Origin of the sequence: Yersinia alsatica (genome assembly GCF_025133195.1) — a bacterium.
In the GTDB taxonomy this organism is placed as follows: Bacteria; Pseudomonadota; Gammaproteobacteria; order Enterobacterales; family Enterobacteriaceae; genus Yersinia; species Yersinia alsatica.
Genome location: NZ_CP104006.1, coordinates 4328901 through 4353261 on the forward strand (window position 1 = coordinate 4328901; position 24361 = coordinate 4353261).

Here is a 24361-nt window from a genome sequence, read left to right on the forward strand (position 1 = left end):
AGTTACGTGCATCACATGAAATTGAGCAGATAAAAAAGTCAGAGAGACATTATCTTCGCGGTTGGCACTGGTTCCGCGGCAGGAAGAAGAACCTATCGGTCTTGCACGTCTGAGCTATCTGACTGGTGACGTTTAATTTATAAACATTTACAGGGCAAAGGGAATACTTTTGCCCTATCGGGGGCGTTATGTTGTTGGCAGGTGCGATTTTTGTCCTGACTATTGTGCTGGTTATTTGGCAACCCAAAGGGTTGGGAATTGGTTGGAGTGCAATGCTCGGTGCGGGACTGGCGTTACTGACCGGTGTCGTTCATATCGGTGATATTCCGGTGGTTTGGCAGATCGTTTGGAATGCGACCGCGACTTTTATTGCCGTGATCATCATCAGCCTGCTGTTGGATGAATCCGGTTTCTTTGAATGGGCTGCACTGCATGTTGCTCGGTGGGGCAATGGGCGAGGTCGTTTGTTGTTTACCTACATTATTTTACTCGGAGCTACGGTGGCGGCTCTGTTCGCCAATGATGGCGCGGCTCTAATCCTGACGCCTATTGTAATTGCGATGCTTCTGGCGTTGGGTTTCAGCCGTGGCGCTACGTTGGCCTTTGTAATGGCTGCGGGGTTCATTGCCGATACGGCCAGCCTGCCGCTTATCGTCTCGAACCTGGTAAATATTGTCTCGGCTGATTTCTTTAATCTTGGATTCACTGAATACGCAGCAGTGATGGTACCGGTTAATCTGGCTGCCATTGCGGCGACGTTGGTCATGCTGCATCTGTTTTTCCGCAAAGATATTCCCGCCGTTTACGACCTGTCCCTGTTGAAAGAGCCAAAAGAGGCAATTCGCGATATCAACACGTTTAAAACCGGGTGGCTGGTTCTGGTTCTGCTGTTAGTTGGTTTTTTTGCTTTGGAGCCGCTCGGTGTTCCTGTCAGTTTGGTTGCTGCCGTGGGGGCGCTGATTTTGTTTGCTGTTGCGAAAAAAGGACATGCCATTAATACCGGTAAAGTGCTGCGCGGCGCACCTTGGCAAATTGTTATCTTCTCGCTGGGGATGTACCTGGTGGTTTATGGCCTACGTAATGCGGGGTTGACCCACTATCTTTCCGCCTTGCTGAATCAACTGGGGGATCAGGGATTATGGGTGGCGACGCTCGGTACCGGATTCCTGACGGCGTTTCTGTCTTCCATCATGAATAATATGCCTACTGTTTTGGTAGGGGCTCTGTCGATTGATGGCAGTTCTGCCACCGGAGTGATCAAGGAAGCGATGATTTATGCCAACGTCATCGGCAGCGATCTGGGGCCGAAAATCACCCCGATAGGTAGCTTGGCAACCTTATTGTGGCTGCATGTGTTATCACAAAAAAATATGACTATTACCTGGGGCTATTATTTCCGGGTGGGCATTGTCATGACGATCCCAGTGCTGTTTGTCACCCTGGCAGCATTAGCACTGAGGTTATCAGTATCTCTGTAAATATTGGTTAAAAAATAGGGCTTAATCAACAACATCTGAAGGCATAGCCTTCGGATATTTCAATGAGAGATCATCCAGATGAGCAATGTGACTATTTATCATAATCCGACTTGTGGAACATCGCGTAACACGTTGGAGTTAATTCGCAACAGTGGCACTGAACCCACAGTTATTCTGTATCTGGAAACACCGCCAAGTCGTGAGGTATTGGTAAAATTGATCGCCGATATGGGGATTACGGTTCGGGCGCTGTTACGTAAAAACGTTGAGCCTTATGAGCAATTAGGCCTGGCAGAAGAAACCTTCAGTGATGACGAACTGGTCGATTTTATGCTGCGGCATCCTATCCTGATCAACCGTCCGATAGTTGTCACTCCGTTGGGAACCCGGTTATGCCGACCTTCTGAGGTAGTATTGGAGATTTTGCCCGATGCGCAGCGTGGCGCTTTCAATAAGGAAGATGGTGAGCGGGTAGTAAACGAACAGGGTAAGCGCGTAGAGAAATAAATAACGCCAGAAGCAAGTAAAGGGGCATTGAATGCTCCCTTTTCGTGTTTGGCACCCAGAGTAATAAATAGCCCGTTGAGGATACAGTCGATGAAAGAAGTATATGTTCGAGAAATGACAGAAAAGGATTGGTCTGCAGTCAGTGATATCTATCAACGGGGGATCGACACGGGCCATGCTACTTTTCAAACCGAATCGCCAAGCTGGTATGACTGGAATGATGGTCATATGGATCAGTGCCGCTATGTCGCGCTCATAGAAGGTAAAATTGAAGGTTGGATTGCGTTGTCGGCTTTTTCAAAACGTTACGCCTATAGAGGTGTCGCTGAAGTAAGCATTTACGTGAATCCTCAGAGCAGTGGTCAGGGTATTGGTTATAGATTGATGTCCCATATGATTAATGCGTCTGAAGAGGCCAAGATCTGGACACTGATTGCGGGTATTTTCCCTGAAAATACTGGCAGTGTCAGGCTACATGAAAAATCGGGTTTTCGTGCGATAGGTATCAGGGAAAAAATCGGCGAAATGAGAGGTGTATGGCGGGATGTTATGTTGATGGAAAGAAGAAGCAAGGTAGTTAATTATCAAAACTAAACTCTTCTGGACAAGGCACGCTTTGCGCTGCGTGCCTTGTGTCATTGTGCATTTTATTCGCTAGGTATTGGACGTTGATAAGTGGTGTACCCAGACAGCTCCGTTAGAAAATACTGGCTCTAGAGACAACCCCATCTATCAAATTTTAATAATCCCCCCCTTTGAACACAAATTACCGATATCTTTCTGTCACTAAAAGAGCTGCTGGGTCAGATACCCCATCATGATTGCCATGCCTATAATAACAACAAGGAATGCAACAATCATGGGTGCCTTAAACATGGACTTAAGCAGAATAACTTCTGTTAAGCTTGCTCCTGCACTCCCAATGATCAGAGCCATAACTGCCCCTATTCCCATTCCTTTCGTCATCAAAACTGAGGCCAGAGGGATCACGGCTTCAGCCCGGATATAAAGCGGGATACCAACGATTGCACTAAAAGGCACAGCGAACAGATTATCACTGCCAGCATGTTTTGCGATCCACTCTGTCGGGACAAAACCATAGATAAAAGCGCCAATCAGCACGCCAGCCAACAGATAGGGAAACACCTCCCTGAACTGTTTCCATGCGTCTTTCCATGCCAGTTTTATAACACTTGGTGACGTTGATCCCGCGCAACTTTCATTCTCGTACCCCGAACCACTCGGTTTAACCAGTTGAGTGCTACAACACGATGTTTTCCGAACCGGCCGTTTAAGTTTGCTACAAGGATTAGAACTGCAACAAGAGACTTTTTGTACGGTTATATCTGGTGTAGAGCAACTTGCGGTACAAGAATTGCCTTTGGTATTTTTAGTATTAATTACATACCGCTCAAACCCTAACTTATTCAATAAGAGACTGGAAAACACGGACACTGTTGTCGCGATGAGGATGTACAACAAGGTGATGTTTAGCCCGAAAGTCGCCCACATCAACCCAACAATAATTGGATTGAGTAACGGAGAAACAAACAGAAAAGTCAGTGTTGGTCCAAAACCAGCTTTAGCGGACAATAGTCCACGCAGCATGGGAATGGTTGAGCAACTGCAAAACGGTGTTAATGCTCCGAGCATGGCTGCAATCACATATCCTCTACCTTTACGATTGCCCAGCATAGCTTGAATTTTTGTATCGGGTACTTTCTGTCGTATCAAATTGACGCACAGACTGATCGCTAAAAACAATAGTGACAGTTCGGTTGCTAAAAAAAGAAACATCTTTGATGCATCTGCCAACATCGTTAACCCATCATTCATTCCTGTTTCCTCACAACCAATAAACTATATTTCTAGTATATTCGAAATAATTTGTTAATCAATGTATATTTCTGCTATTATCGAAATATTGTCTATAGAGGTAGATATATGGAATTGGAAGAAGTTGCTAAGGCACTGAAAGAGCTAGGACATCCTACACGTCTGTTTATTTTCAAACATCTGATTAAAGCCGGAAATCAGGGATTACCCGTGGGTGAACTGCAGAAACAGTTAGGGATCCCTGCATCAACACTTAGCCATCATATCTCAGCATTAATATCGGTAGGGTTGATCCAGCAAAATAGAGAGAGTCGGACACTTATGTGTGTTGCCAAATATGATGTTTTGGAAAATATTATCCAATATTTTCAAGATGAATGTTGCATCAATGGCACTGACCCTAGTCCCGAAAAAAGATGAAGCGACAGTAAGTCGTACATTAGAAATGGTGGAGGCCCTGCCAGCTACATCCCGGCACACACCGCGCCTGCTACGGCTGCTTCCTTCCGGATCTGACCGAGTTCACAAGTTAGTGTTGCGGGAGAACCAACAGGGCCTCCATTGACGTTAACGGCTCCTTATACTCTGGAGCGGTGGGCATTATCGACCATGCCCCACCAAATAGCAAGACAACCTGCGCTAACCGATGGTTTCTTGCCCAGTCGTGTTCAGCTATCGACTAAATTCATTTTCTTCTGGCACCAAAATCGCTGATGATGTTATTCATTTCTATACCATCATGCAGATAACAGACAACCAAGAGGATGCAGTGACATCATCAACAATGGGGCGACAAGACCAAGATGAAGCTGAAGCGCTGGATGAAATAACAGAGCAAAGCAGCCCACCAGCCATAGATAGCTTTCGCCAACGAGTATTCCACGTGGTGGCGGCAATCCCCTATGGCCAGGTAACCACTTATGGTGATATTGCCCGGCTGATAGGCTCCCCAAGAGCAGCGCGACAAGTTGGTGGTGTATTAAAGCGTTTGCCGGAAGGCTCGACATTACCCTGGTATCGGGTTATCAATCGCCATGGTGAAATTTCGTTGGTTGGGGAAGATTATCTTCGGCAGAAAAACGCATTGTTAGCTGAAGGTATTGAGATAACGCCAGCTGGGCGCATTGATTTACAACAGTATCGTTGGCAATACCAATAATAGCAGCGCTACAGAATCATTAATACTCTGTAGCGCTCTCAGTGGTTACTGTATCGTCCCAGTACCTGATGTTGTTGCTGTTGGCGCAGTTTCGATCGCCACAGAGGTCACAGGCACCAGCAACAGGTTGGCCTGAGTACCCGTGCCATTATTAATCACTTCCTGAATGGTATCAGTGATAAACATTAGCTGACCATTATGCGTGATAGCTGCGCTGACAATAATACGGGCATTGGGCTGAATTTCTGCTGGGTTAAACGGCAAGGCAAAAGTAAAAGGTGCCTGTTTACCCTCGGTACGAATCGCTTTTTGAGCAATCACCCGAGTAGGAGCATCAGCCAGTGAAGCATCCGACAGCGTAACCGTTACGACGGAATCAGGTGGCAAGGCAATGCGCTCGCGGATATTCACTGTCCCTTGCACAGCAGGTTGCGCAATAGGTGCCGCAGCGGTCGTTGTCCCTGCGGGTGCCGGAACCGGAACATCAGCTCCCTTGTGAGCACACCCAGCCAGACTCACTACCAATGCTGCCCCACCCGCTATCTGCCAAAATTTTATTGATTGCCAAGGTTTCATAGGTCGCACTCCTTCTTATTATTAAGATGCTGGCTATTCAGAGAAAAGCCCGCGTTTAATAAGTGGCTTCAACCACCTAGCAAGCTAATTATAGCACAATATGCTGAGCCATGGCGCTTGCCGCCCGATTAAGCTATTTATCAGACTATTCCTTATCAAATGCTGATCAACTGAGCAGCCGTTTCGCAGCAATATATTGACGACCGACCAATGGATTCAGCACACTGTGTATGAACTCAATCATCAGGGGCCACAACATGAGTCAGGCATTAGAAAAACTGCTCGATCTACTCGATCTGGAAAAAATTGAAGAAGGGATCTTCCGTGGCCAAAGTGAAGATCTGGGCTTGCGCCAGGTATTTGGTGGTCAGGTTGTGGGTCAGGCGATTTATGCAGCCAAACAAACCGTTCCGATTGACCGGCTTGTTCATTCATTTCACAGCTATTTTTTACGCCCAGGGGACAGCAGCAAACCCATTATTTATGACGTCGAAACATTGCGTGATGGCAACAGCTTCAGCGCTCGTCGGGTGAGTGCGATTCAGAATGGTAAACCTATCTTCTACATGACGGCATCGTTCCAAAGCCAGGAAGAGGGTCTTGAGCACCAAAACACGATGCCAGATGTCCCCCCACCAGAGGGGTTAATGTCTGAGACTGAAATTGCCCGCCAATTTGCCCATCTCATCCCCGAAAAAGTGCGGGAGAAGTTTATCGGCCATCAGCCCATTGAAATGCGCCCGGTAAAATTCCACAACCCGCTGCAAGGTTCAGTAGAAGAGCCCAATCGTTATGTCTGGTTCCGTGCCAATGGCAAAATGCCGGATGACTTACGAGTTCACCAGTATTTACTGGGCTATGCCTCTGATTTCAATTTCCTACTGACCGCCTTACAGCCGCACGGGATTGGCTTCCTTGAGCCGGGTGTGCAAATTGCCACCATCGACCATTCCATGTGGTTCCATCGGCCATTCCGTTTGGATGATTGGCTGTTGTATGCGGTAGAAAGCACGTCGGCCTCTGGTGCTCGGGGCTTTGTTCGCGGGCAGATTTATACTCGGGAAGGGGTGCTGATAGCCTCAACGGTGCAGGAAGGGGTTATTCGTTTGCATCGTTGATAGTAAACTGTCGGTATCTAAATAGTTCAGGGGCGATGTTTCCATCGCCCCTGTTGCTATCATCATCTTTGTTATTTTTTCTAACCTATCAGCGGGCAATAACTACTTAGCTTACTGGTTGTATGCATTTTCGCCGTGGCTGTTAACATCCAGACCTTCGCGTTCTTGTTCTTCAGGTACCCGCAGACCAACCACCAGGTCCGCAATTTTGTAGGCCACGAAAGCAACAACACCAGACCAGACCAAACAGACACCCACACTGAACAACTGCACACCGACTTGATGGCCCATAGTCACGCCAGTCGCGTAACCTGTACCGCCCAGAGAAGCAGAAGTAAAGACGCCAGTCAGAATACAACCGATAATCCCACACACGCCGTGGACGCCGAACACGTCACAGGTATCATCCACCCGCAGCCATTTTTTCAGCAGAACCACACCCCACAGACCAGCAACCCCACCAACCAGACCGATAATCAGTGCACCACCGACGCCCACTGTACCTGCCGCTGGAGTAATCGCAACCAGACCGGCGATACAGCCAGAACATGCACCTAACAGTGAAGGTTTGCCACGTAAAATCCACTCAGCAAATACCCAAGAAAGGATGGCACCGGCGGTAGCAACAACAGTATTCAAGAAGGCAAGTGCGGCAATTTCGTTAGCGGCACTGGCAGAACCGGCATTGAATCCAAACCAGCCGATATACAGGATAGCTGTACCGGTGAACACCATCGGTAAGTTGTGTGGTTTAAAAGCTTCTTTGCCAAAACCGGCACGTTTACCCAGCAAGTATGCCCCCACCAAGCCAGCAATCGCGGCGTTAATATGCACCACAGTGCCGCCTGCGAAGTCCAGCGCGCCATCCAGTGCCAGGAAACCGCCGCCCCATACCATGTGCGCCATTGGCAGGTATGAGAAGGTGAACCACAGCACCGCAAAAATTAATACTGCGGAGAAACGAATACGTTCGGCGAATGAACCCACCACCAACGCGACGGTGATACAGGCAAATGAGGCTTGGAACGCCACATGAATATATTGATAGAAAGTGCCGCTCAGGCTGGTCAAACCAATACCTTTGAGCATCGCCATATCAAAACCACCGAAGAACGCATTACCACCGGTACTGAACGCCAGACTGTAGCCATACAGTATCCACAGCACGCAAATCAGTGCAAAGGTCACCATGACCTGAGTCATCATCGATAATACGTTTTTAGAACGCAGCAGGCCGCCATAGAACAGGGCAATACCGGGCACAGTCATAAACAGCACTAAAGCGGTGCAAATCATCATAAAAGCGTTATCGGCTTTGTCAGCTACAGCCGGTGCTGCGGCCATTGCCAAAGAGGGCAGCATCGCTACCGAACTCAGGCCCAACACGGATAAAAGTTTTTTCATCATCAACCCATCCCTATTCACTAAATTTGAGCCTGCAAATTACAGTGCTGCTTCGTCTGTTTCGCCGGTACGGATGCGAATAACACGTTGCAATTCAGCAACGAAAATTTTGCCATCACCAATTTTGCCGGTATAGGCGGCCTTACTGATCACATCAATGACTTCGTCCAATTGATCATCAGCAATAGCGATATCAATTTTCACTTTAGGTAAGAAATTGACGCTGTATTCAGCTCCCCGATAGAGTTCTGCATGTCCTTTCTGGCGACCAAATCCTTTTACTTCGGTTACGGTCAGCCCCTGAATACCTACAGAGGACAAGGCTTCACGCACATCCTCCAACTTAAATGGTTTGATCACCACGGTAACCAGCTTCATATTTGCCCCTTCTCGAATTAGGTCGAATTCATGTCTGCCACGCAACAGATAAAGCAAAGGCTATGCCATAAATATGAGTCATGAGAATTTAATCTGGAAAGGGCGAACAGAGGGCGGTTGAGATAACTCATCCAACGGAGCAGCAGCTGAATCGATATTATCGAACAGTTTTTGTGCACCAAATTAGTGCGACGCGCGTCACAGAAGTGCAGGGTCGCCTCTGCGCGCTATAGTCTTGCCAGATTATGGTGCGCGAGTCGCACCGAGTGGACATTAACGGGGATATTCACGGGAAGGATTAAAGCGAAAAGCTCTCAGGTATAAGTTGCAGGGCCCATCAGCCCCGCAGCTTATTGTTTAACTCACCGCGGTTTCTACTTGGTCTATAGCGGCTAAATCTTCACTGACCAACTGCAACTGATACATTTGATAATAGCGCCCATGAGCCGCCAGTAACTCTTGGTGCTTACCTTGCTCAACTGCGACACCACGGTGTAATACCAGGATGGTATCCGCATCGACAATGGTTGAAAGGCGGTGAGCTATCACCACCAACGTGGTGTTTTTCCGGATAAGTTGCAGGGCTTTCTGGATTGCTTGCTCAGTACCAGAATCAATATTCGCCGTGGCTTCATCCAGAATCAGAATTTGTGGGGCCTGCACCAATACTCGCGCCATCGCCAGCAACTGTTTTTGCCCAACTGACAAGGTGTTGCCCTGCTCGCCGAGCAAACTGTGCAAGCCATCAGGTAAAGCATGGACTAACGGGGCCAGTTGCACTGTTTCCAGTGCATCCCACACTTGTTGCTCACTGATATCACGGCCTAAAGTTACATTGGCAAAAAACGAATCAGCCAGTACCACCGGGTCTTGCTGCACCATCGCCACGCCTTGGCGCAATGTTTGGTGTGATAATTGTGGTAGCGGCCGGCCATCAAGCAGAATTTCACCTTTTTGCACCGGATAGTAGCCCATCAACAGATTAGCCAATGTGCTCTTACCACTGCCGGTGTGCCCCACCAAGGCGACAAAACCGCGCGAAGGCACATCAAGGGAAATATTTTGCAGTACCATTTTATCGCTACGGTAAGCAAAACTGACGTTTTTAACCTGAATGTGACCACTGGACAGTGGGCGGTCATCAGTACCATAGCCTTGTTGGGCACGATCCATCAGCTCGAAAATACGCTCCCCGGCCACCACAGCTTGCTGCATGATCGACTGTTGTGAGGTCAGTTCAATCAGCGGTTCATTGAGTCGGCCCAAATAGTTAATAAATGCATACAGCACACCAACCCCGACAGAGCCTTCTGGACTGAAGCCAAAAAGCAGCAACAAACCACACAACACCAAAGCAGAAAATAAGCTCAGCAGCGGACGCAATAGAAAACCTTCCAGACGCAAGGTTTGCATACGCGCGACATAATGCGCGCGGCTGGCTGATTCCATACGTTCCCCAAAGCGCGCTTGCTGACGGAACTGCTGAATCACGCCCATACCATTTATGACTTCATTGAAACCGTCATTAATATCCGCCAAATAGGCCCGAACACGGCGGACGACTGGCGTGCTATAACGCTGAAAAATGGCCATAACCACCAGCACAGCAGGGAAAATACAGATCGAAATCAGCGCCATGCGCCAATCCAGACTGAACATCGCCACCAGCATTGCACCGATTAATGCCGCACTTTTCAGTACGGTTGACACCACCATTACATACAAATCTTTTATAACTTCGGTGTCATTCGTCACGCGGGAAATCAATTGCCCGACTGGTTGGGTATCAAAAGCACTGAGCGGCTGGCGTAAAGCCGCATCCATCACTTCAATACGTAACCGTTGAACGACACCCACGGCGGCCCGATTGAACAGCAATGCCTGAAAATAGTGCAACGCTGCCGCCAGTAATTGCAACAGCAAATAAGCTAATGCCAAGCCACTAACCAGCCCCAGAGGCAGAGTCCCCTTGGCGACCACATGGTCAATGAAATAGCTAATTAGCAGCGGGCCGCTGACCTCAGCGGCCGCGGCCACCCACAGCATCAATACCGCCAACCCGAGGGGCTTACGATAAGGCGATCCATAAGAGAGTAGGCGCTTTAGTGTGGGCCAGAGTTTACGTATCGGCAGAGGTTGCTGAGTTTTACTCATCCGCTTTAACCTCCGGTTCGCCCTCATCCAAGGCGGCCTCCAGTTGCTGATAACGGTACATTTCCCGGTACCATCCAGACTGATTAACCAACACGTTATGGGTGCCTCGTTGCATTACGCCACCATGTTGCATAACCAAAATTTCGCTAGCTTCGGTCAAAGCAGAAAGACGATGTGCGCTGATAATCACAGTGCGGTGCTCACCCCACTCCCGCAGGTTTTTTAAGATTTCATGCTCTGTCTGACCATCAACCGCAGAGAGCGCATCATCAAGAATTAAAATTTCGGTGTCTAACAGCAGAGCGCGTGCAATGGAAATGCGCTGCTTTTGCCCACCGGATAACATCACACCGCGCTCACCTACTTCAGTGTCATAGCCGTGAGGAAGGCGCAAAATATCTTCATGCACACTGGCTAAACGAGCGGCTCGTTCAATCTGTGTTTGAGTAGCATCGGGTTTACCTAATGCAATATTGCCCGCGACGGTATCAGAGAACAAAAATGGGGTCTGGCTAACCACAGATAAACGCCCGCGCCAGTCATTTAAGCGGATATCAGATAGCAGATGCCCTTGATAGCAGATCCTGCCGTCATCAATATCAAATTGCCGCTGAATTAATGCCAGTAAGGTACTTTTTCCAGAGCCCGTCGGCCCGCATAAGCCCAGCATTTGCCCCGGAGCCAGTGTCAGCGAAACATCATGCAGTGATGGCTGTTCAGCCCCCGGATATTGGAAACGGTGAATATTGACAACTAAGGTGCCGCGCTCGTCAGACAGTGCAATGTCGCCGTCTTTTACCACCGGTGCTTCTTCTAGCAAGCTGCGGATGCGGCTATAAGCAGCACTGCCCCGCTCAACAATATTAAACATCCACGCCAATGCCAGCATCGGCCAAATCATCAATCCCAAATACATAATAAAACTGGTCAGTTGCCCCAAAGTGATACTGTGATTTACTACCATCCAGCTACCACCGCCGATAGCCAGCAAATTCGCGACACCAATGGCGATATAAATCGTCGGGTCAAAACGGGCATCAATACGTGCAACATACATATTCTTAGCGCCCGCCTCTTCTGCGACTTGCGCAAACTGTTGCGACTGATGATTTTCCAGGCCAAAGGCCTTGATCATACGGATGCTGGTCAGGCTCTCTTGCGCCTGATTATTGAGGGCAGAAAATGCCCCCTGAGCTGATTTAAAGCGCTGATGCAGTTGGTCACCGTAATACTTGATGACTACTGCCATGACCGGCATAGGCAACAATGACAGTAAGGTCAATTGCCAGCTAATTTGGGTGCTCATCACAATCAGCACCGCACATCCCATCACTAGTGAATCGACTAACGTCAAAACCCCTTCCCCCGCGGCAAAAACCACGCGGTCGACGTCATTAGTGGCGCGCGCCATTAAATCGCCGGTACGGTGACGTAAATAGAAGCCAGGGGTTTGCCGGCTGAGTTGGCGATAAAAGTTTGCCCGCAACTCTACGGCTAATTGATAGGAAGCACCAAAAAGTAAGACTCGCCACACATAACGCAACAGATAGACCACAATGGCGGTCACCAGCATCACACCGATCCACACCAGTAACATATTGGTCGACATCTGTTTTGTGCTGATGCCATCCACAATGACGCCGACCAACTTAGGTGGCAATAATTGCAAGATAGCAATAATGATCAACAATAATACCGCGCCAATATAACGGCGCCATTCACGGCGGAAATACCAGCCTAATTGTGCAAACAATCTCACGCAGTTTTATTCCATGGTCTGACACCGAAGAGCCTCGGTATTGCTCGTTATACGCGATAAGTAGAATACCATCACTTAAAAGGCTTTTTATACTCTATCGACTTCAAGAAGCAGGAAGTTGGCAAAGATGTTCACCCCACTAAGCTGACGTAAGTCAGTGATTGCAGTGAGTGGGAACAGCCAACACGGCTACAGCTTGAAAGATAAAAAGTATAGTTACTCAGGAACCGGTAACACAGTCGTATATTTAATCTTTTCCATCGCAAAGCTTGATGTCACATCAATCAGCCCCGGAACACCGTTAACCATACGTTTGTAAAAGCTGTCGTAGCTTTTCATATCGGCAACTTCGACCTGCATCAGATAGTCATACTCCCCCGCCATACGATAGAACGCCAACACCTCTGGCATTTTGCGGATAAATTCGACGAACTCCTGATACCAGCCGCTATTATGCTGTTGCGTTTTGATCAGCACAAATGCAGTGAGTCCTAATCCTAGCTTTTCGCTATCCAACAGAGCGACTCGCCCACGAATAAAGCCTTCATCCTCAAGGCGTTTCAAACGTTTCCAGCATGGCGTAGAGGTCAAATTGACCGCTTCTGCCAACACTTGCAGTGATTGCGTGCAATCTTCTTGCAGCATGCACAGGAGCTTACGGTCAGTTTTATCTAACATATCCAGTAACCATAGAATAAATTTCTACCATTTGGCGATATAGAAGTAAAAATAGCAACGTTTTTTTCTTCAGGAACCGTTAACCTAATCATCATTAGTTTACTACCTACATCGCAGGCCATAAAATGACCAATACTTGGGTAAAAAATGCTATCAGTGAAATAGAAGCCGATTTTCAACGCTCCGCTGATACTCACCTGATCCGCTTAAATCTGCCAGCATTTCCCGGCATTTATCTCTATTTAAAAGATGAAAGTACCCATCCAACCGGCAGTTTGAAGCACCGTTTAGCCCGCTCATTATTTCTCTATGGCTTATGTAATGGTTGGATCAAAGAAGACACCACCATTATTGAGGCCTCCTCAGGAAGCACCGCGGTGTCTGAAGCCTATTTTGCGCGTTTGATTGGTTTGCCTTTTATTGCCGTTATGCCAAGTTGCACTGCACGGCGTAAAGTCGAACAAATTACCTTTTATGGCGGCCGCTGCCACTTTGTAGAAAGTGCTGGGCAAATTTATGCTGCATCCGAACAATTGGCTCGTGAACTTAACGGCCACTATATGGACCAGTTTACTTATGCGGAGCGGGCTACAGACTGGCGCGGTAACAATAATATTGCTGACAGTATCTTCCGCCAAATGGCCCGCGAACCTTTCCCAGTACCGGACTATATTGTGATGAGCGCAGGTACCGGCGGCACATCGGCAACCCTAGGCCGTTATATCCGCTATCAAGGTCATGATACTCAACTCGTCGTGGTCGACCCGGAAAACTCGGTATTTTATGACTGTTTCTGCAACCGTGACCGCACCGTAACCGGCAGCTGTGGCAGCCGCATTGAAGGTATTGGTCGGCCGCGCGCGGAGCCTTCATTTATTCCAGAAGTGATCGACAGTATGTTGCGCGTACCGGATGCCGCCAGTGTTGCCACCATCCATTGGTTGGAAGGCATTCTTGGCCGCAAAGTGGGAGCTTCAACCGGCACTAACGTCTGGGGGGCATTACAGTTAGCTAAACAGATGCGTGAACAGGGTAAAACTGGCGCTATCGTGACATTACTCTGTGATAGCGGTGAGCGTTATCTCGATACCTACTATAACCCTCAGTGGGTGAGTCATAATATTGGCGATTTGACCTCATTCAGCAATGAGCTAAATAACCTGTAACTGATCGACAAAAGGGGCCGGTTTAAGGCCCCTTTTAGAAGAAAAAAACCGGATGGTCATCCGGCTGGCTAATAGCTATCCCCAACGTCAAAGACGAAGGAGATAAACCTCAGAATTCGGGGGAATAGGTGAGGTGTGGTGAACTTAGCCAATGTTGCAAATAGTGCGCTACGCCTTGTTGTTCGCAGCGGCCAATAACCTGTAACTGGGGTAACTCTAGCTTCAATTGCGGTAATGCATTCCCCATTACCAGCCCACGACCCACTCGCGACAACATCTCTTTATCATTCATCGCATCGCCGAATGCCATACAATCCGCCAGGGTTAAATCAAGGTGGTGGCTTAATCGCTCCAGCGCCGTTCCTTTATTGCAACCCAGAGGCAATACTTCCAGACATTCCAGAGCAGAGAAACAGAAATCAGCTTTCCCTCCCATTTGCTGCTCAAGCTGAGTCTTCAGCTCAACCAGTTCTTCATGCGGCGCAATAAAACAAATTTTGTGGTTGCCGGTCAGAGGTAATGCATCCCATGCGGTATGCTGGAACTGAAAACCGCTGGTTTTATGTGCCGTCAGCAGGGCGGGATCATTGCAGTTGGTAAACCAGCCTTCATCACGGAAAATATGGATACTGGCATCGGTTTTCCACGGCGTGTGCAGTGCAAATTCCACCAACTCGGCGGGCAAGTCCATACCATAGAGCTGTTCGCCATCCATGTCGCAAACTCGGGTACCATTACCGGTAATCAAATAACCATTAATACCGGAGTGGGATAAAATCCCTTTCATATCAATATAATGCCTGCCAGTAGCAAATGTCAGAATGATTCCGTTCTCCACTAACTGATGCAACGCATTCAATGTCGCGCCACCAATATTATGGTCACGCATCAGTAAGGTTCCATCCATATCAAAAGCGGCTAAACGGTACATTCAAAACCTCATAAAGAGTGAAACTGGTGGTATGCATAAAATTATGGCGTAGTATTTACGGAACTAATAGTGAACAATTAATTTAAACTGTTCTGTATTTAGAACCGATGCCAATCAGTACGGCTATGCGGGCACTGGATAGGCTTAAACTAGCTGATAACATAATGGAATAGGTTATTGATTATGCGAATTATTCACCGACTAGCTCAATATCAGCGTTTATATCAGAAATTCGCCGACCAGCAAGTCTCAACCACGGTAGGTGAAGTCGCTGGCCTATTATTTTGCAGTGAACGCCATGCCCGCACGCTAATCCAGCAGCTACAGGCGAATGACTGGCTTAGTTGGCATTCACAAGTTGGCCGAGGAAAGCGAGCGCAACTGCAATGTCTGAAAAGCCCGGATACACTCCGCGCAACTTACCTGCAAATATTCCTTGAGCAAGGTGATCATCAGGCGGCACTCGAATTAGCTCAACTGGAACCTGAGCGCCTTCAAGCTTTACTTAACCCTCATATGGGTGGGCAATGGCAAGCGGACAGCCCAATATTGCGAATTCCTTATTACCGCGAGCTTGAATCGTTAAACCCACTCACCGCCACTGGCCGAGCTGAACAACACCTAATTTATACTTTGCATGCGGGCCTGACCAGATTTAACACCGGTGATCCACAACCAAAACCTGATTTGGCCCATCACTGGCAAGTGAGTGAGGATGGCTTAACCTGGCAATTCTTTTTACGTAGCCAGCTGCGTTGGCACAATGGTGAACACATTCGGGGCGAGCAGCTATTACAAACATTGGCACAGCTGCAAGCAAATACGCGCAGTCGACCCAGCTTTACTAATATTCGCTCTATCACCCTCCCCCATGCTCTCTGCTTGCAATTTACTCTTTCACAGCCAGATTACTGGCTGGCTCATCGACTGGCTGATTTACCCTGCCGGCTGTTTCATCCAGACTATCCGCTATTGGGCGCTGGTCCATTTAAACTGGCGACTTTCGAACAGCATCTGGTGCGGCTAGAGCAACATGAGTTTTATCACTTGCAGCACCCCTATCTGGAAATCATCGAATACTGGATAACCCCGAGCCTGGTGGTGCAAACAGCAGACGGCAGTTGCCAACATCCGGTGCGCATTACTATCGGTCAGGAGGAGGACTTCCCGCTAGCTCGCCCTGTTCAGCGCAGTATGAGCCTTGGGTTTTGTTATCTGGCCATTAATCAGTACCGGCGTAACATTACACCGCAGCAAATAGCTAAGTTATTGATGCTAGTACAAACCTCCGGTATATTGGAGCAGTTATCCATTATGCGCGGCATCATAACCCCTAGCCATGAAATGCTGCCCGGCTGGCCTATTCCACAATTTACATCTGATGAAGACCCGCCATTACCCCCCCGCCTAACGCTGGTATATCAACCACCAATGGAGCTTAAAGTTGTTGCCGAACAACTCAAAACAGTATTGGCAGCGCATGGTTGCACATTAGAGATTTACGCCAGCCATGATAAGCAGTGGAAAAATACCGAACAAATCGAAGAGGCTGACTTACTACTTGCAGACCATTTAGTGGGTGAATCACCAGAAGCCGCAATGGAAAGTTGGTTGCGTCTTGATCCACTCTGGCGTGGCATTCTCTCGCCAGAACAGTGGGAACAGCAGCAAGTGACATTGACCCAGATTCAGCAAATCGAACCTGCTCCACAACGTTTTCGCCAATTACGCGAACATTACAATGAGCTGATGTTGTCAGGGCTGATTCTCCCGCTGTTCAACTATCAATATCAAGTCAACGCCCCACCGCGCATTAACGGTGTTACGTTAACCGCTTACGGCTGGTTCGACTTCAGCCAGGCATGGTTGCCACCAGCCACCACCTGACGACTAAACTCAGCTAACTACCCTTTCTCACGCTAACTGAGTACCATACAGTCAGTTTTTAATTTTGCTGTGGGATGACACCTAAAGATACCCATAGCCGCACGAGGTAACTACATGAGACGCGCCGTCGTTGTTTTTAGTGGTGGGCAAGATTCCACAACCTGTTTAATCCAAGCATTACAGCAATATGATGAAGTCCACTGCATTACATTCGATTACGGGCAACGCCACCGCGCAGAAATAGAGGTTGCCCGCAAACTGGCAGCCCAACTTGGCGTCAAAGCACACAAAGTGCTGGATGTCGGCATGCTTAATGAATTAGCGGTTAGCAGCCTGACCCGAGACAGTATTCCAGTCCCTACCTACAATGAAGACGAAAAGGATAGGGTTCCCAGCACCTTTGTACCTGGGCGTAATATTCTATTTCTCACCTTAGCGGCCATTTATGCTTATCAGGTACAAGCAGAAGCGGTTATCACAGGCGTCTGCGAGACAGATTTCTCCGGTTACCCGGATTGTCGGGATGAGTTCGTTAAAGCACTCAACCATGCGATAGATTTAGGTATTGGCCGAGATATCGCCTTTATCACCCCTTTGATGTGGTTAGATAAGGCAGAAACATGGGCCTTAGCCGATTATTATCAGCAACTAGAACTGGTTCGCCATAGCACCCTCACCTGCTACAACGGGGTTCAGGGCGATGGCTGTGGCCAATGCGCAGCCTGCCACTTGCGTGCCAGAGGGCTTGAGTCTTATCAAGCCAATAAGGCCAAAACTCTGCTAAGCCTGAAACAAAAAACCGGGCTGGTTTGATCCATTTGCTACTGTAGCGCGGATAACCGCCCTACTTTCACTACCTCGCTCCATCGGGGCGAGGTAGTGATTGATAAATAACAGAACAACCTCCTTTAGCACCCTCGGTTAACAAACTCCTCCAACTTGGCGCGTAATTCTCCCTCAATAGGCAATGCCTTTTGACTACGCAAGTCGATACAAACAAAGGTTAATTCTGCATCAGCCACGGGAATAGACTCCGGCTCCAGCGTGATAGTTTGTTTCATCACACCACTTTTACCATTCAGTTTTAGCAGTTGGCTGTCGATACGCAGTAGGTCGCCCAACACTGAGGGCCGACGATAGTTAATATTGATATTAACGACGATAAAAGCGATTTGGTTTTCAGCCATCCACTGCGCTGCTGGCTCACCATCGAGCCATTCCCAACGGGCTTCTTCGAGAAACTCTAAGTAGCGGGCATTATTAACATGTTGAAAAACATCAATATGGAAACCCCTGACTTTAATATGAGTATGCATGACGACGAGCTTCTCCAAACAGTTAATAGTCATTATAGAGTGACACCCACAACTGGTATGACCTCAAAAAGAAAGATTAGCAGAGGAAAAACACTTCATAGCACGCTTACTATATAATCTAGAACAACGTCACAGTTTTACCCCGCAATTACACCTTACAGTATGAAATGCTGGGAGTTATTTGTTATGAAAATAACGAGCTGAAATAGCCAGACAAATACTCGTCAGTACCTGCCTGACTGCAATATTCACATTTTAAGCTTGCTACCGTTCTTCTCTAAGAAAGAAGGACCAATGCCAGGAACTTCAAGCAACTGCTCAGCATCCGTAAAAGGGCCGAACTGTTCACGATAGTTAACAATTGCCTCAGCTTTCTTCCTACCAATGCCACTGAGGAACTGCGCCAACTGTTCAGCATCGGCACTATTGATATTTATTAGGCTTGGGTCACTTGTTGCTGTCGCCGTGACAACCATTTTATCCTGCACAGTTTTTACCTGAGGACTGGCTGTTGTGGCCTTGGTCGTTTGACTAAGGGCTTTTTCCTGCGAGGGGCTGGCGGGTACCGCATAAGCTAAGGGCTGGATATTAAAGCCGGCTAATAATGTCGTGATTACAAATAATTTTCCTATAAATTTCATGCTGTATCCTCCTTGTATTTGACAGCATGACTACCTTGCCGCAGCCTTCGATTCACCGCAAAGGGCAGGTTTCAGATATGCGAAAGGCCGCCAAAGCGACCTTTCGTTGTTACATTGATTTGCAAATGAATGCGAGGCTTATTGCGGTTGCTGCTGCTCCGCAGGGCCCATTTTGATAGTGGCCTGTTTGTGCAGGTTCGCCATCAGCGCATCGAAGGTCACGCCACTGGAGCCCTCTTGCATTTTAGCTATAAAGGTCTTCATCTCGCCTTCCGGCAATTTACCCGGCGTTACCGATAACAGCTCGATCAATACAATGTTGTCTTGACGATCCTGAGACAAGCCATAAACCGGCTGATCTTTTTGTGGATGAGGCAATGCAAAGACAGTCTGTACTAACTGATCGTCGTCCGGCGCGCGCGACAAGGTTTTCTTCTCACCGAAGCTGATACCAGCGGCTTTCATGGCTTCATCGCCTTTGCCTTGTTTCAGCGCGGTTAGGATCTTCTCGCCATCAACGCGAGCCACTTGTTCCGCTTTCTGACGTTTCACCAATTCGGCAACTTGATCACGGACTTGAGAGAATGGCTCAATACCTTCTGGTTTATGGCCATCGATACGAATAACAAACGCGCGATCACCATCAACGGTAATGACATCTGAGTTGCTGCCCGGCGCGCCATTCTCGCCCACTAAACCACCCTCAAAGATGGCTTGGATAACAGGTTTGAAATTGATTTCAGCAGGCACTGCATCACGAGTAAACCAACCCGTCTGCTTAGCTTTAGCTCCAGCGGCTTCTTCGGCAGAAGCTAAAGATTCGTTATCACTGGTTGCCGCTTCGCTCACTTTTTGCTGCAAGGCATAATAAGCATCAACAGCTTTTTCCTGCTTAACCTGCTTTGCCAACGCATCATGCACTTCTGACAGCGGTTTAACCTGCTCTGGCTTGATGTCATTTAAACGAACAATCAAATAACCAACAGAGGATTTAACCACATCAGATAACTGACCTTTTTCAGTCAGATTGGCTTGCTTCAGCTCATCAGCGGTAGTTTCCGGCTCTAACCAACCCAATTCACCGCCATTTTTACGGGAAATGATGTCAGTCGATTTCTCTTTTGCCATCGCGGCAAAATCAGCCCCTTTCTTCAGCTCTTCCAACGCAGCTTTGGCTTCAGCTTCAGTCTTAAACTGAATAACACTGTAATTGCGTTGTTCTGGCTGGGTATAGCTACTTCTGTGTTGGTCGTAATAGGCAGCGATATCTTCTTCAGTAACGGTAATTTTGTCCTGCATCGCTGCGGCATCCATGGCAATGAAACTGATTTTCATCTGTTCCGGTGCAATGAAGCTATTTTTGTTCTGATCGTAGTAGGCTTGTAGCTCTTCATCAGTGACTTTCTGCTGCGCTTGAAGTGCTTTAAGGTCGATTGTCGCCAGACGGACATCACGCTGCTGCAAAATCAGCTCTGACATCGCCTGTGCTTCGACAGGAAGAACAAAGCCAGTGTCACCAAAGGCTTGTAGCAATTGTTGATTAATGAGCTGCTGACGCTGCAATTGAGCGAATTGGTCTGGGGTGTAACCCATCCGATTAACCAGCTCAAGATATTTGTTATTGTCGAACTTACCATCAGTCTGGAAGTAAGGTGCCTGACGAATGGCATCTTTAACTTGTTCATCGCTGGCAGTCAGGCCCAATTTTTTAGCATATTGGTCAAGTAACATATTGTTGACCAACTGCCCAAGCACCTGCTGACGCAATTGCAGCATGTAGCCTTCATTCGCGGCCAGTGCGGAGAATTGTTCACCTAATTGCTGTTGCAAGCGGCCACGTTCACTCTGTACAGCCTGTTCTAACTGAGCACGACTAATCTCTTGGCCATTAACTTTGGCTGCAAAGTCGTTGGAACCGCCAATCAGATAGCTGCCAACCCCAGTCAGGATAAAGGACAACATGATCAAGGCCAGAATGATTTTGAGCACGACGTTATTAGCAGCCGCGCGTAAATTGTCCATCATAATGTGACAATACTCCGCTGTAATATGGATTAAAACTGTTGCGCAGGTCTAAATAAACCCAGCATTCCTTGCGACAGCCCTTCGTGCTGCTGCGCGTTAAAACTGCTTACTGTACTTTCTAACTACTGTGTTTTGTCTAAAAAGGCTGCTGATATTTTTCGCCAGACCAGTATGTTACGTGACTTCAGCTCTCCGTCACTTCAACTGTTAGTCAATTCAACTCGCTAAACGAAAAAAAAGCGCATCATTAACGATGCGCCTTGTATCTTACCTTACCAGCTCAACTGCGTCAGGTTATTGTTTAACACAAACAATATTCGCGGCAGGTGAGAATTGACGCGGTAATCAGTTTACAGCGTCTTTCAGGCCTTTACCGGCACGGAAGCCTGGTACTTTAGCTGCTGGAATACTGATTTCCTTGCCTGTCTGAGGGTTGCGGCCAGTACGTGCAGAACGCTCACGTACTGCAAAAGTACCAAAACCAACCAGAGCTACGTCATCCCCTTCTTTCAAAGATTCAGTAACAGAAGCAATAATTGCGTCCAACGCGCGCCCAGCGGCCGCTTTAGAAATATCAGCACCTGCGGCAATTTTGTCGATCAGTTGTGACTTATTCACTCTTTCATCCCCTTTAGAATTCTATCGTCGCGCCGAAATCCCTACGGACAACACGACAGCGCAGCTGTTATATCAATCCTGTCTAGCCATAGCAAGTAGCCCAAAGGCTTAAACTTTTGCCAGACAGCCGAACTAACTTAGCGGCACAAAAAATAGCTGGCAAGTAGGATTTCACTCACCAGCATCAGTTTTATCAATACTTCTTGCGATCCGTCACTATTTTGACGCTACCGGCTGTGCCCCGAAGGCAGGATTTTGCAATGCAATGGCTAAAACATCATCAATTCGTTTCACCGGATGAATCTCCAGATCAGCAATAACATTGTCTGGAATCTCTTCCAAATCACGTTTGTTATCATCTGGAATCAGCACAACTTTAATCCCACCACGATGCGCGGCCAGCAATTTCTCTTTCAAACCACCGATTGGCAATACTAAGCCACGTAAAGTGATTTCGCCGGTCATCGCAACATCGGCACGTACCGGGTTACCTGTCAGGCAAGAAACCAGTGCGGTACACATTGCAATACCTGCACTTGGGCCATCTTTCGGCGTCGCACCTTCCGGCACATGCACGTGAATGTCACGTTTTTCGTAAAAATCAGGATTAATACCCAATTTATCCGCACGTGCGCGAACCACGGTTAATGCGGCCTGAATAGACTCTTGCATGACTTCACCCAGAGAACCGGTGTAAGTCAACTTACCTTTGCCCGGAACACAAGCAGTCTCGATGGTCAGCAAATCACCACCCACTTCAGTCCATGCCAGGCCAGTGACTTGACCGACACGGTTTTCAGTATCAGCGCGGCCATAATCGACTTTCTGTACGCCAAGGAAATCTTTCAGGTTGTCACCGGTGATTTCAATGTGCTTAACCGTTTTATCCATAAGCAGATTTTTTACTGCTTTACGGCACAATTTGGAAATTTCACGTTCCAAACTACGTACCCCAGCTTCACGGGTGTAATAACGGATAATGCTCATGATGGCACTGTCGTCGATGGTCAACTCGCCTTTCTTAATGGCGTTACGCTCAAATTGTTTCGGCAACAGATGCTGCTTGGCAATATTGAGTTTTTCATCTTCGGTATAACCGGACAGGCGAATCACTTCCATACGGTCCAGCAATGGCGCTGGAATATTCATGGAGTTAGACGTCGCCACAAACATGACATCGGACAGATCATAATCAACTTCCAGATAATGATCGTTAAATGCCACGTTTTGCTCTGGATCTAGCACTTCCAGCAAGGCAGATGCCGGATCACCGCGCATGTCGGATGCCATTTTGTCAATCTCATCCAACAGGAAGAGTGGGTTTTTTACCCCAACTTTTGCCATCTTCTGGATCAATTTACCCGGCATAGAACCGATATAGGTACGACGGTGACCACGAATCTCCGCTTCGTCACGCACGCCACCCAGTGCCATACGCACATATTGACGGCCTGTGGCACGGGCAATAGATTGCCCCAGAGACGTTTTACCGACCCCAGGAGGCCCCACCAGACACAGGATTGGCCCTTTGATTTTGCTGACCCGGCTCTGTACTGCGAGGTATTCCAAAATACGATCTTTAACGCGTTCTAAGCCGTAATGGTCGGTATCCAGAACTTCCTGTGCTTTAACCAGATCTTTTTTAACTTTGCTGCGGCTGTTCCACGGAACCTGCAACATCCAATCAATGTAACCGCGAACCACGGTAGCTTCCGCCGACATCGGCGACATCATTTTCAGCTTTTGCAGTTCAGCTTCGGTTTTTTCGCGTGCATCTTTCGGCATTTTTGCCGCTTCGATTTTGCGTTTCAGCGCTTCGTGCTCATCAGGCGCATCGTCCATCTCGCCCAATTCTTTCTGAATGGCTTTCATTTGCTCATTCAAATAGTATTCGCGCTGACTTTTTTCCATCTGTTTTTTGACACGATTGCGAATCCGTTTTTCGACCTGTAACAGATCAATTTCAGATTCCATCATCGCCATCAGATATTCCAGACGTTCGGTGACATCGAACATTTCCAGAACAGCTTGTTTATCATTTAATTTCAACGGCATATGGGCTGCGATAGTATCAGCAAGGCGCGCCGCATCATCAATACTGTGCAATGAAGCCAGTACTTCTGGTGGGATCTTCTTGTTCAGCTTGATGTAACCTTCAAACTGATTAATCGCCGTGCGAACTAATACTTCTTGCTCACGGTCGTCCATCACCGGTGATTCTAAATATTCCGCTTGGGCAGCAAAGTGCTCGCCGCTGTCGGAAAGCGTGGTGATACGCGCACGCTGTAGCCCTTCAACCAGCACTTTGACTGTGCCATCAGGCAATTTCAGCATTTGCAGAATCGAGGCTACAGTGCCGACTGAAAACAGATCGTTGATACCAGGCTCATCAGTTGAGGCTTCTTTCTGCGCAACCAGCATGATTTTTTTATCATGGTCCATTGCAGCTTCCAGGCACCGAATCGACTTTTCCCGGCCAACAAACAGTGGGATCACCATATGCGGATAAACCACCACATCGCGCAGAGGCAATACGGGGATTTCTATGCGTTCGGAACGCTCAGGGTTCATAGAGCTCTCTCTTAGTTTAGCTTCCGCCAGATTTCTGGGAATCTCGTGAAACACGAGTCATCACGAGTTTCACTAAATAGGTAATTGAGTATATGGGGACGAATGTCTTACATTCAACGATTACAATGCGAGGAAAAAGAAATGGGGGATAAAATCCCC

The 24361-nt window shown here is 47.9% G+C and carries 22 protein-coding genes and 1 other RNA gene; 9 read left to right on the forward strand and 14 right to left on the reverse strand.

The features are described from left to right. Nucleotides 1-188 precede the first annotated feature (188 nt). From N0H69_RS19605 to N0H69_RS19615, 3 genes are all read left to right on the forward strand, one after another. Complete coding sequence (locus N0H69_RS19605) at nucleotides 189-1478, forward strand: arsenic transporter (RefSeq protein ID WP_050151549.1); 1290 nt, start codon at nucleotides 189-191, stop codon at nucleotides 1476-1478. 78 nt (nucleotides 1479-1556) lie between these two features. After that, nucleotides 1557-1985 carry a glutaredoxin-dependent arsenate reductase gene (gene arsC, locus N0H69_RS19610; protein ID WP_050151551.1) on the forward strand — a complete coding sequence of 143 codons (429 nt, stop codon included), beginning with the start codon at nucleotides 1557-1559 and terminating at the stop codon, nucleotides 1983-1985. A 90-nt stretch (nucleotides 1986-2075) separates the two neighbouring features. Then, nucleotides 2076-2579 (forward strand): GNAT family N-acetyltransferase, encoded by a 504-nt coding sequence (locus N0H69_RS19615; RefSeq protein ID WP_050151553.1) that lies wholly within the window; start codon nucleotides 2076-2078, stop codon nucleotides 2577-2579. 192 nt (nucleotides 2580-2771) lie between these two features. Here the strand turns inward: N0H69_RS19615 and N0H69_RS19620 are convergent, their stop codons facing one another. Beyond that, complete coding sequence (locus tag N0H69_RS19620) at nucleotides 2772-3821, reverse strand: permease (RefSeq protein ID WP_050151555.1); 1050 nt, start codon at nucleotides 3819-3821, stop codon at nucleotides 2772-2774. A gap of 108 nt (nucleotides 3822-3929) precedes the next feature. On the opposite strand from N0H69_RS19620, the gene N0H69_RS19625 reads away from it, so the two are divergent. Continuing rightward, complete coding sequence (locus N0H69_RS19625) at nucleotides 3930-4241, forward strand: ArsR/SmtB family transcription factor (protein ID WP_050151558.1); 312 nt, start codon at nucleotides 3930-3932, stop codon at nucleotides 4239-4241. A gap of 35 nt (nucleotides 4242-4276) precedes the next feature. Here N0H69_RS19625 and ffs read toward each other — a convergent pair. Further along, an RNA gene (gene ffs, locus N0H69_RS19630) (signal recognition particle sRNA small type) lies at nucleotides 4277-4373 on the reverse strand. 301 nt (nucleotides 4374-4674) lie between these two features. Between ffs and N0H69_RS19635 the strand changes: the two genes are divergently transcribed. After that, entirely contained in the window at nucleotides 4675-4980 is a 306-nt protein-coding gene (locus N0H69_RS19635; protein WP_050151579.1) for an MGMT family protein, read from the forward strand. 45 nt (nucleotides 4981-5025) lie between these two features. Here N0H69_RS19635 and N0H69_RS19640 read toward each other — a convergent pair whose 3' ends face one another. Further along, nucleotides 5026-5556 carry a YbaY family lipoprotein gene (locus N0H69_RS19640; protein WP_050108933.1) on the reverse strand — a complete coding sequence of 177 codons (531 nt, stop codon included), beginning with the start codon at nucleotides 5554-5556 and terminating at the stop codon, nucleotides 5026-5028. A gap of 257 nt (nucleotides 5557-5813) precedes the next feature. Between N0H69_RS19640 and tesB the strand changes: the two genes are divergently transcribed. Beyond that, the gene (gene tesB / locus N0H69_RS19645) at nucleotides 5814-6674 is read left to right on the forward strand and encodes an acyl-CoA thioesterase II (RefSeq protein WP_050108936.1); all 861 of its coding nucleotides are present in this window, start codon (nucleotides 5814-5816) and stop codon (nucleotides 6672-6674) included. Nucleotides 6675-6785: 111 nt separating this feature from the next. Here tesB and amtB read toward each other — a convergent pair whose 3' ends face one another. The 5 genes from amtB to N0H69_RS19670 all read right to left on the reverse strand — a co-directional run bounded on the left by amtB (nucleotide 6786) and on the right by N0H69_RS19670 (nucleotide 13047). Then, nucleotides 6786-8078, reverse strand: coding sequence for an ammonium transporter AmtB (gene amtB, locus N0H69_RS19650; RefSeq protein ID WP_050109005.1), 1293 nt, complete (start codon nucleotides 8076-8078; stop codon nucleotides 6786-6788). A 39-nt stretch (nucleotides 8079-8117) separates the two neighbouring features. Further along, complete coding sequence (gene glnK / locus N0H69_RS19655; protein WP_002208627.1) at nucleotides 8118-8456, reverse strand: P-II family nitrogen regulator; 339 nt, start codon at nucleotides 8454-8456, stop codon at nucleotides 8118-8120. A gap of 357 nt (nucleotides 8457-8813) precedes the next feature. Next, nucleotides 8814-10610 (reverse strand): SmdB family multidrug efflux ABC transporter permease/ATP-binding protein, encoded by a 1797-nt coding sequence (locus tag N0H69_RS19660; RefSeq protein WP_050108938.1) that lies wholly within the window; start codon nucleotides 10608-10610, stop codon nucleotides 8814-8816. Then, nucleotides 10603-12369 carry a SmdA family multidrug ABC transporter permease/ATP-binding protein gene (locus tag N0H69_RS19665; RefSeq protein WP_050151560.1) on the reverse strand — a complete coding sequence of 589 codons (1767 nt, stop codon included), beginning with the start codon at nucleotides 12367-12369 and terminating at the stop codon, nucleotides 10603-10605. Before N0H69_RS19665 ends, N0H69_RS19660 begins: the two co-directional genes overlap by 8 nt. Before the next feature lie 216 nt (nucleotides 12370-12585). Then, complete coding sequence (locus N0H69_RS19670) at nucleotides 12586-13047, reverse strand: Lrp/AsnC family transcriptional regulator (RefSeq protein ID WP_050108941.1); 462 nt, start codon at nucleotides 13045-13047, stop codon at nucleotides 12586-12588. A gap of 125 nt (nucleotides 13048-13172) precedes the next feature. Here N0H69_RS19670 and N0H69_RS19675 point away from each other — a divergent pair, with 125 nt between their 5' ends. After that, nucleotides 13173-14213: a PLP-dependent cysteine synthase family protein gene (locus tag N0H69_RS19675; protein ID WP_050151562.1), complete on the forward strand. Its 1041-nt coding sequence runs from the start codon at nucleotides 13173-13175 to the stop codon at nucleotides 14211-14213. A 109-nt stretch (nucleotides 14214-14322) separates the two neighbouring features. Here the strand turns inward: N0H69_RS19675 and cof are convergent, their stop codons facing one another. After that, nucleotides 14323-15144: an HMP-PP phosphatase gene (gene cof / locus N0H69_RS19680; protein ID WP_050108944.1), complete on the reverse strand. Its 822-nt coding sequence runs from the start codon at nucleotides 15142-15144 to the stop codon at nucleotides 14323-14325. Nucleotides 15145-15327: 183 nt separating this feature from the next. Between cof and N0H69_RS19685 the strand changes: the two genes are divergently transcribed. Continuing rightward, nucleotides 15328-17031, forward strand: coding sequence for an SgrR family transcriptional regulator (locus tag N0H69_RS19685; protein ID WP_050151563.1), 1704 nt, complete (start codon nucleotides 15328-15330; stop codon nucleotides 17029-17031). A 114-nt stretch (nucleotides 17032-17145) separates the two neighbouring features. After that, nucleotides 17146-17844: a 7-cyano-7-deazaguanine synthase QueC gene (gene queC, locus N0H69_RS19690; RefSeq protein ID WP_050108948.1), complete on the forward strand. Its 699-nt coding sequence runs from the start codon at nucleotides 17146-17148 to the stop codon at nucleotides 17842-17844. Between the two features lie 95 nt (nucleotides 17845-17939). On the opposite strand, the gene N0H69_RS19695 is transcribed toward queC, so the two are convergent. The 5 genes from N0H69_RS19695 to lon all read right to left on the reverse strand — a co-directional run bounded on the left by N0H69_RS19695 (nucleotide 17940) and on the right by lon (nucleotide 24202). Then, nucleotides 17940-18347: an acyl-CoA thioesterase gene (locus N0H69_RS19695; protein WP_050122648.1), complete on the reverse strand. Its 408-nt coding sequence runs from the start codon at nucleotides 18345-18347 to the stop codon at nucleotides 17940-17942. A gap of 248 nt (nucleotides 18348-18595) precedes the next feature. Continuing rightward, on the reverse strand, nucleotides 18596-18988 hold the full coding sequence (locus N0H69_RS19700) for a ComEA family DNA-binding protein (RefSeq protein ID WP_050151564.1): 393 nt from the start codon (nucleotides 18986-18988) through the stop codon (nucleotides 18596-18598). Nucleotides 18989-19126: 138 nt separating this feature from the next. After that, nucleotides 19127-21013 (reverse strand): peptidylprolyl isomerase, encoded by a 1887-nt coding sequence (gene ppiD / locus N0H69_RS19705; protein WP_050122642.1) that lies wholly within the window; start codon nucleotides 21011-21013, stop codon nucleotides 19127-19129. Between the two features lie 345 nt (nucleotides 21014-21358). After that, nucleotides 21359-21631, reverse strand: a complete 273-nt coding sequence (gene hupB / locus N0H69_RS19710) for a nucleoid-associated protein HU-beta (RefSeq protein ID WP_004392663.1) — start codon at nucleotides 21629-21631, stop codon at nucleotides 21359-21361. A gap of 216 nt (nucleotides 21632-21847) precedes the next feature. After that, nucleotides 21848-24202, reverse strand: a complete 2355-nt coding sequence (lon, locus tag N0H69_RS19715; RefSeq protein ID WP_004707582.1) for an endopeptidase La — start codon at nucleotides 24200-24202, stop codon at nucleotides 21848-21850. Between the last annotated feature and the right edge of the window lie 159 nt (nucleotides 24203-24361).